Here is a 16,767-nt window from a genome sequence, read left to right on the forward strand (position 1 = left end):
CGGCCAACCAGCCGTTCAGCGCCTGGGAACAGATATTCCCCGACCGGGCCATGACGGTCGCGGCGATCGATCGGCTGGTGCACCACGCCACCATCCTCGAGCTGAACGTCGAGAGCTATCGTCGGCGCGCCGCCGTCAGCCGCCAGACCGCACCGGATGACGCCGCGTCATCCGACAGCGACAGCCTCGGCGACAACCCCAGCGACAACAACCGAGAAGGAGGTGACGACACCAAAAGCTAAGCCCTCAACATCATCGACCCGCACCGGCCACGACCTTGTCGCTCAACCGGTCACGTTGCTTGACGCGCTACAGAAGCCGCCTCACCCTCGCCGCAGCACGCTGAGTGATGCGGCTCACGTTGACGGACGTAGCACTCCGGACTGATACGGGGCAAATTCTGCCCGCTTTTCTTACCAGCAGTTCAGATCGGTGGTCGCGGCCTGCGGTTTATGTGTGCCGGGTCACCGGCGACGACGGGGGTACGCCTGTTCGTGATACGAAGAACCCTCGAAGCCATCCGCTGAGCCCGCTCCCTACGAGAGCCGGAGCTCGGCCAGGTTGGCGTCGATTGCGAACTTCGCCGCCCAGTTCAGGTACTCATAGGGGCCGTAGTCGCCGTCGACCGGAAAGGATCCCTTCACGCCGCCGCGGCGGTCGTCAGGTCCATCGAGATCGACTGTCCGCCGCACGAAACGGTTCGCGGCCTGGGCGGCGGCGACATAGCCGTTATCGCGCGTGCGCTCGGCTAGTAGCAGCCAGCACTCGGCCACCTGGGCCACGCCTGTAAGGCAAACCCATTCCACGGCCGGGTGCCAGTCGTGGGTCAAGCGACCGGCCAGGGCGCCGTCGGTACGCTGAGCTGCGACCAAGGCATCGGCTGTTCGACGCGCTCCCTCCAGGTAGACGCGGTCGCCGCTGGCATCGTAGGCGCCGATCACGCCGCGGAGGAAATAGCCCAGGGTATGGGTGAGCGGCCGCTCGGGATCGTTCAGGCAGCAGTCCGTGATCCAGCCGTTGGCCCGTTGGCGACCGAGCGCCCAGTCAACCTCGCGGAGGCCAGCTTCTGCATAGCCGTAGCCCGGGGCGGCCGTTTCAGCCGCAAATAGCCCCAGCGCGGCGTGTGTTTCGTACGCCTTGTCTCCGGGGGCCGCAAATGGGCTTGGATGGCTGCGCCAGCAGCCGTCACAGTCCTGGCTGTCCCGCAGGAAGCTCGCGGCGGCGTGCATCGCATCGGCATACACGTCCCCGAAAGTTTGAACGCCAGCGGCCAGGCCGATCAGGATCTGCCCAGTGTTGAACGTAACCGAAACGACGGGCTGAGCGTCGATACGCCCGCCCTGAAATCCGCCGTCGGCAAGTTGGATGCCGACAAGCCAATCGAGCATGCGCCGAGCGCGCTCTTTGTGTTCCGGCTCGCCCAAACGGCCGCTGACTGCCAGCAGCGTGGGCACGATGTAGCCAGTTGTTTCCGGATAGGACGCGCTCCAGCCGTCGATCAGACTGTAATGCCGTGCCACGCCGCCGTCGGCGGACGTTGATCGATCCTGCGCGCGCGATAGCCATGCAGCGGCGGCGGCGATTGCCCGATCCGGGCCGGGGTCGCTAAGTAACCCCTCGCGGTGGTCGCGCTGGCGCTCTGCGCGTGCGACTGGGGTAGGGCGTGTACCCCGTATACGCTGCTTCAGGAAGCCTAGAACCATTTTGAGCCCCTCGCCGGCGCGCGGCGCACGACGAGCGCGCGTTTGCGTGGGTGCCCCTTGACCACGACCTCTGCTGTCAGCGCGGGGAGCGCCGAGATCCGACGCGCCATGTCGGCTAGGGGCGGGTAGGAGGCAGCGCAAAAATACCGTGGCACAAGTTGGATTCCGAGTTTCGCAGTAATGGCCTTCCTGAACGCCATGCGCAGTCCATAGCGCGACCACCGTTCATGATCAAACACCACGACCCGACCGCCCGGCTTCATGGCGTCGGTCAATCGCTGGATAGCGTCGAATTGACGGTTGCGTGGGACTTGCTGGACCACGTCGTAGGCGAATAGGAGATCGAACGTCTCGCGCCCGTCTGGGAAACGGTACGAGGCGGGATCCAAAATGTCGCCGCGCTGGACGTGGACAACGGCTTCGAGGCTGGCCAACTCTTGGTCTGCGGCTTCAACCATCCGGTCCGCGACGTCGAACCCGTACACGGCCGGTGCCGTTCGGCCACTAGCAGCCAACTCGTGCAGAAAATGGAGCCAGGCTCCGTTGCCGCAGCCGGCATCCAGGATGGACAGCGAAAGCGTTTCCCCGCCCATTTCTTGCAACAGTTCGTTGATGACGGTTCCGACGAACGCCTGAGCCGGTTTCGGGTGGGTAAACCCCGGACCATAAGCCCCATCTTCGACGAGGCTGTTGAAGCGCTCTCTAGATGCTTCAGCCGAGGGCGAAAGGGTCATGATCGCCTCGTGTTTTTGCGGTTTTGCCACCGACGTTCCAGGGTGGAGGCGCGTCGCAGCCCGAGCTTTCCCAGCCAGCGCTTGCTACGGCCGCCGCGATCCAGAAAGTAGGCCAGATCCAGCAGTTCGGCGCTCAGCCGGCGCGGCGGCTGGTCGTAGGTGTCATACCCGAGTTCCCGGAGTAGCCGGCCCGCGTACCGTTCTACCACGACCCGCTTCGTTGTTCCCATGGAGGTGCGCCATCGGTGTGTCGCCGACCGGTCGAGCGGTCCGGTCAGGTTCGGCCAGAGCCAGCGCCGGTCCTCGGGCACTTTCGCCTCGGCGGCGTCGCTGTAAGCGAGCATCGACTCTGAGAAGGGAACACCGAGGAAAACGCAAAGGTTTTCGAGCACCTCGCGGGGGTTGTTGACGAGGTCTTCGTAGGCGATGGCCCTGTAGCGCGCAGAACCAATGATCAGTCCCATCCTCAGGTTGATCGTCAAACGGCGCGACCAAGCGTCCGCGCATTCCGCAAGGTTTCCCGCGCCGTACGGCATCGTCTGGTTGGAGAGCGCTACATCCCGTGCGTCCCTGTAGATGTGAACAAAGCGCGCATTCGGGAACCATCGGTTCGCGATGTGAAGTTGGTCTAGGGTTGCGATGTCGATATTCCCCCAGAGCGTTTTGCGGTTCGCGTAGGCGTAGGCTTTATGGAACGCTTCGACAACTGACGCATAATCATTGCTTCGGCAAAATGGTAACACGTCGTCGACCCTCAGCGTGCAGTCCCAGCGCTGGATACGGTCGTGCTCAAGAATATCCGCGACGAGTTGCTGCAAATCGGTCTCCGAGCGCAGCTCGTTACCGGGCGCCAGACGGTTCGCCACGTCATACCACAGACCCGTTGTTGCGAGGGGCACGGCGATATCGGGATGTGAGCCGACGATCATGGAAAGAAGTGTCGTACCACTGCGTTCCATCCCGAACAGGAAAATGCCGGAGCCGCCATCGGACTGATCGACGTTAGTGGGGGTCTCCAGATTGGACCTTGTCATGTCTGCGCGTGAACTCGCTGAAAAGAGCAGACCAGTCTGCCTAAGAACTCTTGGGAAAAGTTAAAAAGGGGTGAAGCTTGGACGACGATGTGAGGATTGAACGTTCCGTGGCGGCCCCAGAAATGAGATAACAGGATAACAGTGTCCTCCCGCGTCAGTCTTGTGTCAAAAGCTTAGAGTCTGCCTCCGATACAACACCAAACTGTCGCCGGGACAAGAAGCCCCCGCTAAACATGCTTGGCGTTGGCGTTGGCGTTGGCGTTGACTCGCTGTTGTCGGGAGCGGACCGGCTTCACTCAGCCACAACGACCTCGCCGGTGGGGTTCCAAGGATGCGTCAACGGCAATTTTCCAGCCGGTTGCCAGCGCGGCGGATCTCGGCGGTCTGGAAACTGTTGCGACCGGCCAAAAGATCACCGTTCATACAATCGATTGTTGAGTTCTCAATCTGAATTCGGTTCCTGGTGTGGGCACGCCTCGCCTCATAGTCGAAGCCGATGACGTCGCCATTACCGTCGTTTGGCGCGGCGATCAACTTAGAGTTTCGAATTTCGACGACGCCACCATTGACGGCATCGATCAATCGGCTGCCTTTGCCGCGCGTCTCATCCAGCGTGACGTTTTCAAGCACGGTCTTGCTTGCGCCAGTCTTGAGCGCGTGGCCTCCGCTGCCGGGACCGTATATACGGCTGTCGCGGATCGTGACCGTGCATCCGTCCTGTTCGGCGCCGCCGCACAGATACAGAATGTGCCCAAGCTGGCGCCCGCTATCTGCTGTATTTCCGATTTCGCTGTTTGCGATCAGCAATTCCTCAGTGTTGCCGAGGATCCCCATGTCGGCGCCGGTGCAGGTCAAATTGTGGACCTCAACGCGCCCGTTGGATTGTAACCGGACGCAGTTTGCGTTCCCACCTGTCGATGGGTTTGTCACCTTAACGTTGCGAATCACGGCGCCAGCCTCGGCGATCAGAGCGCCCTTACGGTTCTTTACGGCCCCCTCAATCCACGCGCCGTTGAAGTCGACTTCGTCATTGACCACGGCCCCTTGTAGATAGAGGCCTTTTTGCACCGATCCGTCATCGACCTGCTTTTGTAGGTCGGGACACTCCCAGCCCAGAACGGTGTCGGCGCAGGTGTAACCCTGTTTCTGCAGCTCCGCTTTACGCGGATCGGCCTGGGGGATGGTCTCCGGCGGGCGATAGACCCACAGCGGTTCGTGAACTTCGTCGAACCCGATGAACACGTCCAGGCTCTCGACGTACCACCACTTGCCGTAGTTGCCACGGTCATGATCGTAGTCCCGGCAGCTATCGAGGCCGCAGCCCTCGGGGCTTTCGGTGCTACCGGCGTTGCGAAGCTCAACAAACGCCGGCTCTGGCATTTTCGTCAAATCCCAAACGAACACCGACCGACCTCCATTCCACAGAAACACGTTACGGCCTCGCAGGGCATGACCGGAAGCCACACTCACTTTTCTCGGCTCAAAGAACGTGAGCCGCTCGCTCTCGCCCGACTTCACATCCAATACCTGAAGGTGGCCGTCCTTCCAGTCGTAAAAGGTCTTCGTCTCTGGGTCGTAGACGCAGTCGCTGGCGTTCAGCTTGGAGTTGTGGAACAGACCGATGAACGTGATCTCACCAGTGGCCGGGTTAATGCGCCGCAGGCCGCCATTGGAAAGCAGCACGTCGCCAGTAGCCGGGTCGATGTCGCTACAGCCAGCCGCCATTTTTGAATGGCGCCAGTCCTTGGCGTCGCCAATAACTTTGTATCCGCCATCAGGCGTCCACGTGAAGATGCTTTTGTTAAAGACGGACGGTTCCCCGAACCCCAGCATCGGCCCCATTACGAGACGATCTTTTGCCCAGATTAGGTGAGCATAATGATGCGCGGAGGACGGCGACCCATCGTCGTAAAGCGGCTTGTACGGTTGCCGCTCAGGCCCGTCTGGGTCTTGCGGAACCGCCTTGCCGCTATCGGTCACGCGTGCCCACTTGCCGGTCGCTAGATTGAAGCGGTAAATCTCGTTGCCTTCGTAGGCGCGATGCCCACCGCCTCGCTGGTAGATGTATTGCTCGCGGTCGAATGCCGCCGACGTCCAGGCGTGCAGCCCCATGACGCAGTTATCCAGGCTCGTCGTGAAGTCGGCCCGCTTGGCGTAGGATGTGCAAACCTGTGCGAGCGTGTTGCCGTTCAGCAGCGAGCGCCAGGTGCCCGGTTTCATGGGCTCACTGTAGCCTTGCCCCAATCCACGGACCACTTCAACCAGGGCGGCGAGCCCATCCTCAGAACCGGCCTTGCTTTCCGGCTTGCGCCTTGGTGGCGTGGAATCCGTTCCGCCCTGGGCGGCAAGACGAACGTGTTCGGATTTCGCCATTTCCTCACCTATGCCGGATGCAACAGCCACTGTGGTGGGCGCCGTGAGCCCGGCATCTATGAGTTGGTCATCAGTTAATTGAGGCTCGGCGCCGCCGGCTCCCGCGACGACCGAAGCGTGCACGAAGACTCCAAAGCTCCCGCCGATGATGGCCTGCCGGAGACTGAGTTTGCCCCGGTGAATGAAAAAACGCATATAAACCTCGATCTGGTCACGAGTCCGTGGCGGAAGCGCCTGTTTTGCGGAGCTTATCAGTCTTGCTGGATGACGGCTACGTCGGGCAATAACGTCTGTCGGACAACATCCAGACGTAAGTGGCCTCCGCAATTCTACGCGCTTTCGTTGTGCAGTCGGGGCGTCGCGTCTCTTGGGTCAGACTCGATAGCCGGAAGGGGCGACCTTGACGGCGGGTTCGACGACCGGATCGTCGGCCATGCTGTCCGCGACGCCACCGAGGTCGAGGTTCGGGAACACCGCGGAACGACCCGTCTGATGACCTTGGCGCGCCGCCGACCAAGCCATGATGCGGCTGCAGTGCCAGGCCACCCAGCGCCTCGCTGGCATGCTTCCCCGGTTGCGCCCGCACGGCTCGGTCGGGACGAGACGAAACAGCAACGGCCACACGACCAGCCGGATCGGCGACAAGCTCCACCTTACATGGCCGATAAACTGGTCCTGGTCAAGGGCCATCGTCACGTCGGTTCGCATCCAAGACAGCCAACCCGCCATGCCGCTCGCGAGCAACACCGCGCAGTGCGTCACCTACCACGCAGAGTTCGTGAACGCCGCCGACGATGCCAATGCCGTCGCCCGGAACTGTCGCACCGCCGGTCGGTCGGATCTACCATGATCGACTGACAAGCCTTCTCGCATGTGCGAGACACTGTGCTTGCAGGGCAGGTTCCTGCTGTCTCTGCCAGAGGGCGCGCCGAAGGTTGCCAGGCAAGGATCGCTTAAGACCTCTAGCGTATCAATGCCGTCCTCCTGGCAGACCTCAATGCGGACTCGCCGGCAAAAGTCATCGCGCAGTAACCTGCTTTCGACAATTCAGGAGCTAGGATATGAACAAGGGTTTGACGCGCTTAAATGCCGCGCTCGACATTCATTCATCTGGCACCTGGGTAAGCGCGAAAGACATTGGGCAAAACAGCTTCCTAGACGTGGCATATTCTAAAGAAGAACATGATAATCTTGTCACTGATAAAGGCGGCCAGGCATTTTGGGGCCAGGGCTCAGACAAGGGCGTGCTTGAGAGATGGAATGGTGCTGCCTTCGATGAATCTGGCGACAAGCTGTACTTCTTTGGCGGTGGCCATTTCGCCTACGGGGGTAACGAGGTTTACCAGTTCGATCTCCAGGCGCTCACCTGGACGCGCCTGACCGACCCGGCACCCCTCACCGGCCCTGAGATGAGTCCCGCCGACGACTATGCGCACCCGGCACCGGAAGAGGGGCCGGCTGCGCGGCATACCTACGACGGTTTTACCTGGAACCCGGAAACGCAAACCGTTTGGCTGACCCATAACTGGACGAACTTTACACAGAGAGGGCGTCAACCGAACGATCCCACGTTCTGGGAATTCGACCCGGAAACAGGAGCGTGGACCGGTCACGATCTAACGGACCTTGACGTTCCCAATGGAAGCACCTTTCCGATCGCGTCCTTTAATCCGGAGACCGGTCAGCTTGTCGTCGACAGCAAGGCCGAAAACGCCGTTCACATCATTCAGCCCGACGGGACGATCGAGGCCCGAAATTCTGTTGCCCTGTGGGATAACAAGCACCTTGGTAACATGGAGTACAACCCCGCGGACGGGAAAATGTACTTCATTCGCAAAGGCACAATCTATCGGGCGGAGCAGGACGCGGACGGCAACCTCGTCTGGGAAGCGTTTGTCGACGATCTGCCGGCATCGTTTCCGGGCGGAAAAGGCGGCTACACCTATGTCGGATTCGACTTCCACGAGCCATCCGGCCGGATGGTGCTCTGGAACGGCGGGGAGGAAATTTACACGTTCGATCCGGCGACAAAGGAATTCCGCGTGTTCGATACGCCGCCGGGTGCGGCGGCGCCCGCGGATACGGGGCGTGTGTTAAGTAAATTCAAGTATGTCGAAGAAGCGGATGCCTTCGCTGCGATCTCGGATTCGGACAGCGACATGTGGTTTTTCCGTTTGCCCGATGCGGAGCAGGGAAAAATCCTCGATCCCGACGCCCCGCGCGCCCGGGTTATCGACGCCGAGGGCAACGTCACGGCGTATGAATTGATCCGAGAGGCGGTCGAGTCCGCGCCCGATGGGGCGACCGTCGAGATCCTGCCCGGGACCTACGAAGAAAGCGCGACCGTCTCGGCCAACAACCTCACGATCCGCGGCGAGGGCGTTCACATCAAGAACGCGATAACGGGCGGCAAAGCGACGTTCGTGGTGAACGGGAACAACACGACCTTTGAAGGGCTGGAGATTTCCGGCGCCCGGGTTTCCGACGACCAGGGCTCGCCGATCCGGCTGCAGGCCGAAGATCTGACGCTACGCGACGTCTATTTCCACGATAACCAGAAGGGTCTGATCGGCGGTCGAGGCACGGTCGTGATCGAAAACAGCCGTTTCGAAAACAACAGTGGCCAGGAGCGGTCCCACGGCGTGTACTTCTCGGATGGTGTCGAAAAAGCGATTGTCCGGAATAGCGAGTTCATCGGGATGAACTCGGGCGGGCACGAAATCAAAAGCCGAGCCAAAGAAACAATCATCGAGGACTCCCTTATTGCGTCCGGTGATGGTAGCGACAGCCGGCTTATCGATATCGCCGAAGGAGGCCATCTTACGGTTCGGAATTCGGTGCTGGAGTCGGGTCCAAATTCGACGAACCCTGAGATGATCGGTTTCGGCAAGGAGATGTCTAAAAGTGTCTACGAGGACCACAGTGTAACGATCGAGGATTCGCTGATCATCAACGACACGGGGAACAGTGCGCGGTGGCTCGACCTTGCTTCGGTCGTCGGGGATACGCCGGTCACCATAAAAGGCAACACGTTCGTTGGCGGTGATAATACGACAGCTCAGTATTACGTCGGTGGCCAGCCGGCCGGTATTCCCGAACACCCAAACCAGTTCTTCTTCAATCGCGCGGAAGCCGGTCTGGATCCCTATCCCAGCCTCCCAGATTCCCCGGAGGCCGCTGCCGACTCGGGTCTCGATACAAGCGACCCGAAGGTGATCAACAACAAAGCGCCCAACGCGTCCAACGACGCATTCGACACCGTTGTCGGAAAGCCGATTAGTTTCAGTGTGGACGAGCTGTTGCAAAACGACAGCGATCCCAACGAGAACCCGCTGGACTTTGTGGGGATTGGACAACCTGAAAACGGCCGGCTTGAGCGTGAAGCGGATCAGTTCACCTACACGCCGGATGACGGATTCACCGGGACGGACACGGTGGCGTACAATGTCACGGACGGACTGGGCGGTGTCGGTCGGGGAAACATCGAAATCGATGTTCAGAACGTCAAAGATGGGCGTCTGGTCCTCACCGGCGATCCAGACTGGCGTGATCGGTTTGACGTTAGCGACAGCGACCGTCCCTACCACATCATTGGCGGAGGGGGGCACGATATCATCACCGGTTCTCCCGCAGGGGACCTGATCGTGGGCGGCCCCGGCGAGGACCGGATCCGAGGAGGAAGTGGGGACGACGTTTTTGTCTACGCCGGGCTTGACAATGGCCCGGACCCGCTTCTCGACGGCGGACCTGGACAAGATACGATCGTCGGAAGCGACGGCGACGATGTGATGCGGTTCAAGAATAACTCCCCGCATTCGATCGAGCGCATCGACGGCGGCGAAGGCTATGATGTGATCCGGGGCTGGGACTGGCCGCAGACATGGGACTTTTCCCAAACGGCTTTGACCGGAGTCGAACTGATTGATGGGCACCGTTTGACGCATATCATCGGCAGTCGTGGCGATGACACGTTTAAGGCCAGCGGCAGTGACCGCCGTAGTATCGACGGCGGTGGGGGGCATAATGCGGTCGTCTATGATGGCGCCTTCGCGGAGTACAACGTCTCAACGAACGAGAACGGCGGCCTTTCGGTCACGGGACGTGTGAACAACACCCTGAGCAACGTCGATGTCCTTCGGTTCGCGGACGGTATCTATGCCGATGGGGCGTTCCGCTTGGACGCGACCCTGCCCCCTGATGGCTCGGCCGAAGATACTTTTGAGGTGCTCGGGCCCTCTAGCAATCGCGTGTCCACCGTTGTCGATGCAGCGGTGGCATTGGACGAATACGTTCCGGCGACCGATGGCGAAGAGCTGATCGGGTTCGAGCCAGCGGAGCACGGCAGCATCGTCGAGGGCGATGACGGGGCCGTCACTTACGCACCCGATCCGGGCTTCGCGGGGAGCGATCGGCTTACGTACAGCGTTCGAGAGGCTGACGGGACCGAGCGCGCGGGTGCCCTGACGGTGACCGTGCGATTGCCCTGGACGGGCACTGACAGCGACGATCGCGTCGACTTCCGGGATCGCAATGCGCCGCGGGAGATCGATCCTGCCGACGGGCACGACCGTGTGGTGGGCACGCCGTACTCGGATCTGATCCGCGGCGGGCAGGGCGAAAATTGGCTATCGGCGGGCGAGGGTGACGACATATTCGACTACGCTGGCAAAGACAACGGGCGTGCCAAGCTGGTCGATGGGGGGCCGGGTTACGACGTCCTGGCCGGCAGCCACGGCGACGACATCATGCAGTTCCGCGGCGAGGGGGTGCGGTCGATTGACGTTATCGAAGGGGGGGACGGCTACGACGTGATCCGCGGCTGGAAGTCGACGGAAAGTTGGGATTTCTCCGAGACGGAGGTGACGGGCATCGAGCTGATCGACGCGGCGGCGGGCCATGATAGCGTCGTGGGCAGTCCGGGGCCCGACCTCATCCGCGGCGGGCCGGGTGAAGATCGGCTATGGGGCGGCGAAGGCGACGACGTTTTCGACTATACCGGCACGGATAACGGGCGCGACAAGCTTGTGGACGGCGGCGCAGGTTTTGACGTCGTGGCTGGTAGCCATGGCGATGATCTCATGCAGTTCCGCGGCGAAGGCTTGCGATCGATCGAGCGTATCGAAGGGGGGGACGGCTACGACGTGATCCGCGGCTGGAAATGGCCGCAGAACTGGGACTTCTCCAAGACAGAAATGACGGGCATCGAGCTGATCGACGGCTACAATTCGACGGGAATCGTCGGCAGCACCGGAGATGACACGTTCAAGGCCAGCGGGAGTGACGGCGCCAGCATCGACGGCGGCGCCGGAGAGGACACCGTCATCTTCGACGCGCCCTTTGCCGAGTATACGATCGATTCCGGAAGCGAGGGAGCCTTGATCTTCTCGGGAGCGACGGATGTCACGCTTAACAACGTCGAGGTCCTGCAGTTTTCCGACGGTGTGTACAGCGAAGATGCGTTCATGGCTGAGGCCCATGCGGTTCCAGAAATTCAGGATCAGCAGTCGGAAGAGGTGAAGCCGCTGTCTCTCGTCGGCATCGTAGACGAGGAGGTGGGTCATGTAAGTGGCTGATGGTCCGAGCCTACTTGAGGGATCGGAGGTAAGCGTTGTCGGACCTGTCGTGGGAAAGGCAAGCGGTTACATGACGCCGAAGCGCGTGCAAAGGTATTCCAAGGTCGCCACACGGTTCAAAGTGTCGGCGTCGTCGATGCGGTGGACCTGAAAAAAGCGGCTCATGGAAGGAAAGGCGGGGTCAATGATCTGCGCCAGTCGGTCGGCGCGCAGGTGTAAGGGGCGAGACGGCTCGCCCCGGCGAGCCCGGGCGAGCATGGGGCGCATCCCCACGGGCCGCGCGAGGCTCGCGATGACGTTCGCGCGATACCGCCAGCTCGGCCGCCCCGAAAACGCGAAGCCGTAAGAACTCGGGTAACTGGCGACACGTTCGTGGGCGCGGCGGATCATCTCTCTCTGGGCCCTGCCGAAATGGCGGTCCGCCATGGGGACGTGTATTGAGGCCGTAATGCAGTCGTGCTCCAGAAACGGGAAATGCATGGGCCCGAAGCGCTGGTTGATCTCGGCCTCCCGGGCGGTCCAGAAACGACCACGGAAAAGCGCGTAGAGGAGTTGGGCCTGGGTCGGGGAGAGCCGTTCTTGAGACGTATTCAGTTGTGCACGCATTTGATCTGCAAGCGTGTTGGTGTAGTCGAGCGCGTCAAATGCGTTGGTTGCCCAGGATGGTCGATACTGTCGGTAGAAACAGGCGACGACGTCCTCAGCCGTATAGTCCCGGTCTCTGAGGTTGTAGAAATTACGGTAAATCTCGCCCAGACCGCCGTTGAACGGTACCTTGCCGCCAGTGTTTCGGGCCACGCGATCCGCGTGGTCCGTCCCAATGTCGATCAGCCCCTCGTTTTTCCAGCCGTCGAAGACGACGAGATCCTGCGCCACGAGGTCTGCGAAGGCATCGCCGCACGGCGGTTCGCCGCGCTTGTCGATATGGCTGAACGTGAGGCCCTCCGCTTCGGCCACCTGTTCAGCGATCCGAACGTCCGTGTCGCCAGGAGTGCCGTAAACGAACAGCGAAGGCCGCTGGCCGCCGGCGACCAGCGCTGCCAAGAGTAGCCGCGAATCATAGCCACCCGAGAACGACAGCGCGACATCCGAGGTGTACGCGGCTGAGATGTCGCTCGTGCATCGCATCACGGTGTGCAGGTTATGGGCGACCGGATCCGTTGGTTTCTCGTGCGTATCCAGCGCCGCAAGGATCGGTGACGGCTTTTGCACCGCCTCAGCCCGCTCCCGGATCCGCAGGATCGTATTTGCTGGCAGCGATCGAACCTGCTGAACGGGCGTACGCCCGCCAAAGAATGCCCCGTTCCACGCATAGACGTAGGCGCCGTGGGCATCCACGGTCGGTCTGCGACAGCCCGCGAGCGGGGCGAGGAAGGCGTTCGAGGCGATCGTGTAGTCGGGCAGGTAGTAGATCTTGTGCGCCCCTAACCCGTCGCACATCACGCTGGTTTCGCCACCCTGATAGATGACGATGCTGAAGTGTCCGCGCGTTGAGGACCACAGATCCTCCGTCTTCGTCGGAAAGTCCTCTAGAAAGCCCCCCAGCGCGTCGCGGCCGCTACGGCCTTCGTAGACGAAGGCGCCCAAGGCAGCCGCGAAACGGCCATCTTGGGTGCGGACCGTGCACAGCGCTGGGACGTTCGGGTTGTCGAGCAACCACAGCGCATAAGGGCCGAGCGAAATCCGTTCGCGAAGCGCGAAGCCAGCTTGCGTATAGAGGGGCAAGACCTGCTCGCTGCAAGTGTCAGCGCTATGCGCGCTTGCCAGAAGGTAGACGCTCATTTGCTACGTATCCCGCGGGCGGGCCAGCAGTGGTCGAATGTTCGAATAACAGAGATCCCGCGCGGTGACGCGCTGCCTCCCGGCGTGACAGTCTCGGGCGCCAAGCCCTCTTGCACACCAGCCTGCAAGCCAAGCTGATAAGCGGATGGTGCGTGGGGAACTGGATGGCGCATGTTGTAGATCGAGCGCGCGTCAAAAGATAGCCCGTGTAGGCGCTCGACGTCTTGCCGCGGGTCGCCTTGATGCGCTCGACCGGGGGACTTGCATACCACGAGCGGTTCTGCGCCGTCCGATGGTGAAGAGGGACAAATACCCAGGACAAATTCCATGTTACCTTACTTCGAACATTCCCATTCGTGTGTGCAAGCGTGCTTCTCGCGGTCCAACGCGCGGTGTTAGCTCTTCTGGTAAAGTGCCAACACAGAACGGCCTCGGCGTTCTTTTGGGCGTCGATCCTGATGAGATTGCGCGTTGGGCTGTATTACGTAAGGAGACATTCGCAAAACTGGGTTGGACGTGGGGCACTGGGGGATCATCCACGCGTCGTCGTCTGGCGCGCTGGATTGCGTCTGCGCGCCGGACTCGGTCGGCCCACACCGGGGCGGGCTTTTGCGCGTCCGGTTTGTCCTGAGGGTACGTCAGCTGATGCGCCAGCATGCGCGAAGATCGTTGCGGCTGCGGCCACCAAACCGAGAAGCTGGAAGGTGATCGGCCAGTAGAATGCCTTGTTCACGAACGCGCCACCAACCGCGTAGCCCACCAGACTGATCTGTGCCGCCGCGGCGAAGTTCTGCGCGGTCACGGATGCGTACCGCCGACGGATACGGCTGCACGCCATGAAAAGTGACACACCCATCGCGAGGAACAGCGCCAACCCGACGAAGCCGTGCTGGCCCAACATTTCGAAATATATGCTATGCGCAGTTTTGCCGCTCTCGAAATACTCCATGTTCACACCATACTCATCGTAGAGATGGTACATGGGAAACACCTCGAACCCGCCCCCAAACGGATGGCTCTTTGCGATTTCGAAGCCGAATTTCCACATCTCGATGCGGGACATCGCTGAGGGGTCTTGTTGGTAGTTCTCGATCGTCTCCATGCGCTCGATGAGCTGATCCGGCATGAAGAGGAAAAGCGCGGCCGGGAACAGCGCCAGAATGCCGAACCCCAGTTTCTTCCGGCCACTTGCAATCGCCCAGTATATCGCGGTGCAGCCCAGAGCCAGGACTGCACCCCGGGAATATGTTGATAGGATAGACAGAATTGTGAATGGGATCGAAGCGAACCAGCCCCAGCGCACCCAACGGTTCTGGGCCTCAGTACCCAGAAACCAAGCGAGCGGCATCGCCATCAACAAGGCGATGGCAAGACCGTTGTTTGCTCCCATGAAATGCTCTGGCGGGCCGAATACCATGTAGTTCCCGCCTGTGGCGAGGACGAACAGCCCCCCCTTGACGCCGAAAAACAGGATACTCCCCGCGAGGACGCTCACGACCACACGGAATTTGAACGTGTCGTCGACGAGCAACATCGTTACGATCCCGAGGGTGACGATCTTCAGCGCGTCTATATACGCGGTTAGCGCGGCCTGCGGGTCGAACGCGGCCGCCGTCGTGACCCCGGCCCACAAAACCAGGGCCCCCAGCAGATAGGTCGAGGTCAGCGGCTGAGGCATTCTGACCGCGTTGTTCAGCACCATCGAGCCCATCGTTACCACAGCGATGATCATGACCCAGCTGAACGTGTAGGCGAAGCCCCAAGTAAAATGATGTGGCGCCAGGTAGGTGAAAATCATCCACACACACAGGCCGATATATGGACGCCGGAGCGTGGCTACGACGCCGACAGCGAAAAAGCCCGCGATGAGTAGGTCGCGTATCGGCACCACTAGCCCCCGAACATGGGATCGAGGATCTGCGTGAGCGCGTCACAATAGCGCGACTTGCGCGCGTAGTCCCGGCACCGCGCCTCGATGGCTTTGCGGGTCACCCGTGGCAGCTCGCGTTTCCAACGTTCGGACTTACGTACCGTGCCGGCATCGAAGCGCATCTCGTTGCCCAGAATGTGGTGCTCGGCGCTCTTAAACGATGTCCAGCCCTCAGGAGCGTCTAATCCGATAGGGCGCACCACCTTGGCGAGAACCGCCTGCGGTCGATCACACAAGTCTTCGTAGTGCACGAGGAGGTTGTCGTACTCTGCGGCACAATCGGCAAAGCTTGGGGTGTTCTGCAATACGCGGACAATCTGCTCCTGCACGCGCACCCAGTGCAGCGCGGTGAACTCCAGATCCCAACCCAGGTTCCGGTGGGTGGATAAGGCGATCCCGCGCACGTCGCGAACCAAATGCACCGGATGCACGCTGAACGTCGAGATCTCCGCCAGGCGACGAGCACGGTAGGGGGAGTGGCTGTTATCCGCGTAGACGGACGCGCCGGCATAGTCGAGCGCCGCCTCGATAAAGGTGACGTTTGCCCGATCAGCAGCTTCAATCCGGTGACGGATGCCGGGGATGCGCTCAACCAGACGGTCACGTGCGCGCTCGAGTGTTGCCGAGCGAAGCTTCGGCAGGTTGTCGAACACGATCCGATCGAGACGGTCAAACCGCGATATGCTGTATTTTGTTGGGAGGGCTCCGTCGAAGGTGAACGGAAGCCCTGCCTCTTCGAAGTGCCGCCGAATGGCGGTGAAAAACGGACAGTCCCGAAGCTGTGCACCACAGGAACAGAGAAATTCGGGCGACAGACCTTGCCAGCCGATCGTGTGACCCGCGCTGGCTATTTCGGGATGTGTGTTGAGAAGGAACGCGAGAAGGGTGCTCCCGGAGTATTGGTTGGCGGCTATATACAATACCGGGGTTCGGCGTCGCGTTTCATCGCCAACCGTCTTGCCGTCGTGCTCTGCGGGCAAATTCACAGATGCCGGGCCCGACGTTGGCACATGGGAGAGGGCGGTTTTCGCGCTCACTTAGCCGTCTGCTTTCGTGCTGCGTCGGTTACTGGCGGATACTCGACGACCATGTAGCGGAAGCGTTTATCCTGCTCGACAGCCTGCCATCGCTTTGTGGACGTCGTGTAGTACACGCCGGTGAACTGCGTTCTGCATGTCCCGTATCGCGACCACTGGACTGCCCAGGGTGACCGCTTCTCGTGGGGCCGAATGTCGCCGCTTAACCATTGAAGTGTGCGATAATTGCACCAGTAGCGCAGGCCGATCCAGGCTTCCTCTCGCGCCTTGGGCAGCAGCTTTTCACTGACGCAGGCATGCACCCGCATGTTCGGGATGATCGCAAGCCTTCCGTTGCGGCCGTGATGCCGTAAGCGAGGGGCCTTGTTCACAGCTTCTTTCCACTGAACCCCGGACCCATCGGGGGTTGTTGCCCGGAAGAGTTGGTACGCGCTGTCGCCGCACGTGACGACATCGCTCGCCGGTTGAGTGTTGATACGCTGCGCGGAGACGGCGGATGCGGAGGCCAGGAACACGCCCACGCATACGCCAGCGACCCAGGCGGCACCCTGGATTAGTGGGGTCTGACGGTAGTTGGCTCGCATCACGAACACTCGTTCTG

Annotated in this window: 10 protein-coding genes and 1 pseudogene; 2 read left to right on the top strand and 9 right to left on the bottom strand. The window is 61.1% G+C overall.

Annotated elements, in window-relative coordinates; all coding sequences use genetic code 11:
* A pseudogene (locus tag CKO28_RS29610) lies at window positions 1-134 on the top strand (ATP-binding protein); the annotation flags it as partial.
* Window positions 135-536: 402 nt separating this feature from the next.
* Here the strand turns inward: CKO28_RS29610 and CKO28_RS13220 are convergent.
* From CKO28_RS13220 to CKO28_RS13240, 5 genes are all read right to left on the bottom strand, one after another.
* Entirely contained in the window at window positions 537-1,520 is a 984-nt protein-coding gene (locus CKO28_RS13220) for a hypothetical protein (RefSeq protein ID WP_200341260.1), read from the bottom strand.
* A 173-nt stretch (window positions 1,521-1,693) separates the two neighbouring features.
* Window positions 1,694-2,437, bottom strand: coding sequence for a class I SAM-dependent methyltransferase (locus CKO28_RS13225; protein ID WP_200341261.1), 744 nt, complete (start codon window positions 2,435-2,437; stop codon window positions 1,694-1,696).
* Window positions 2,434-3,471: a sulfotransferase family protein gene (locus CKO28_RS13230; protein WP_200341262.1), complete on the bottom strand. Its 1,038-nt coding sequence runs from the start codon at window positions 3,469-3,471 to the stop codon at window positions 2,434-2,436. The genes CKO28_RS13225 and CKO28_RS13230 overlap by 4 nt, the downstream gene beginning before the upstream one ends.
* 336 nt (window positions 3,472-3,807) lie before the next feature.
* Window positions 3,808-6,039 carry a right-handed parallel beta-helix repeat-containing protein gene (locus CKO28_RS13235; protein WP_200341263.1) on the bottom strand — a complete coding sequence of 744 codons (2,232 nt, stop codon included), beginning with the start codon at window positions 6,037-6,039 and terminating at the stop codon, window positions 3,808-3,810.
* 177 nt (window positions 6,040-6,216) lie between these two features.
* On the bottom strand, window positions 6,217-6,552 hold the full coding sequence (locus tag CKO28_RS13240; protein ID WP_200341264.1) for a hypothetical protein: 336 nt from the start codon (window positions 6,550-6,552) through the stop codon (window positions 6,217-6,219).
* 353 nt (window positions 6,553-6,905) lie between these two features.
* Between CKO28_RS13240 and CKO28_RS13245 the strand changes: the two genes are divergently transcribed.
* Window positions 6,906-11,417 (top strand): Ig-like domain-containing protein, encoded by a 4,512-nt coding sequence (locus tag CKO28_RS13245; RefSeq protein WP_200341265.1) that lies wholly within the window; start codon window positions 6,906-6,908, stop codon window positions 11,415-11,417.
* A gap of 66 nt (window positions 11,418-11,483) precedes the next feature.
* Here CKO28_RS13245 and CKO28_RS13250 read toward each other — a convergent pair whose 3' ends face one another.
* The 4 genes from CKO28_RS13250 to CKO28_RS13265 all read right to left on the bottom strand — a co-directional run bounded on the left by CKO28_RS13250 (window position 11,484) and on the right by CKO28_RS13265 (window position 16,750).
* Window positions 11,484-13,199, bottom strand: coding sequence for a hypothetical protein (locus tag CKO28_RS13250; protein ID WP_200341266.1), 1,716 nt, complete (start codon window positions 13,197-13,199; stop codon window positions 11,484-11,486).
* Window positions 13,200-13,731: 532 nt separating this feature from the next.
* Window positions 13,732-15,090 (bottom strand): putative O-glycosylation ligase, exosortase A system-associated, encoded by a 1,359-nt coding sequence (locus tag CKO28_RS13255; protein ID WP_338050128.1) that lies wholly within the window; start codon window positions 15,088-15,090, stop codon window positions 13,732-13,734.
* Window positions 15,090-16,166: a hypothetical protein gene (locus CKO28_RS13260; RefSeq protein ID WP_200341268.1), complete on the bottom strand. Its 1,077-nt coding sequence runs from the start codon at window positions 16,164-16,166 to the stop codon at window positions 15,090-15,092. Before CKO28_RS13260 ends, CKO28_RS13255 begins: the two co-directional genes overlap by 1 nt.
* Window positions 16,163-16,750 (bottom strand): C-type lectin domain-containing protein, encoded by a 588-nt coding sequence (locus CKO28_RS13265; RefSeq protein ID WP_200341269.1) that lies wholly within the window; start codon window positions 16,748-16,750, stop codon window positions 16,163-16,165. Before CKO28_RS13265 ends, CKO28_RS13260 begins: the two co-directional genes overlap by 4 nt.
* Window positions 16,751-16,767 lie beyond the last annotated feature (17 nt).

Source organism: Rhodovibrio sodomensis (assembly GCF_016583645.1).
Lineage (GTDB): Bacteria > Pseudomonadota > Alphaproteobacteria > Kiloniellales > Rhodovibrionaceae > Rhodovibrio > Rhodovibrio sodomensis.

What these genes read in the sequence shown, in the direction of transcription:
- CKO28_RS13225 (WP_200341261.1), bottom strand. Translation starts at nt 2,437, where the DNA reads ATGACCCTTTCGCCCTCGGCTGAAGCATCTAGAGAGCGCTTCAACAGC.
- CKO28_RS13230 (WP_200341262.1), bottom strand. Translation starts at nt 3,471, where the DNA reads ATGACAAGGTCCAATCTGGAGACCCCCACTAACGTCGATCAGTCCGAT.
- CKO28_RS13235 (WP_200341263.1), bottom strand. Translation starts at nt 6,039, where the DNA reads ATGCGTTTTTTCATTCACCGGGGCAAACTCAGTCTCCGGCAGGCCATC.
- CKO28_RS13240 (WP_200341264.1), bottom strand. Translation starts at nt 6,552, where the DNA reads ATGCGAACCGACGTGACGATGGCCCTTGACCAGGACCAGTTTATCGGC.
- CKO28_RS13245 (WP_200341265.1), top strand. Translation starts at nt 6,906, where the DNA reads ATGAACAAGGGTTTGACGCGCTTAAATGCCGCGCTCGACATTCATTCA.
- CKO28_RS13250 (WP_200341266.1), bottom strand. Translation starts at nt 13,199, where the DNA reads ATGAGCGTCTACCTTCTGGCAAGCGCGCATAGCGCTGACACTTGCAGC.
- CKO28_RS13265 (WP_200341269.1), bottom strand. Translation starts at nt 16,750, where the DNA reads ATGCGAGCCAACTACCGTCAGACCCCACTAATCCAGGGTGCCGCCTGG.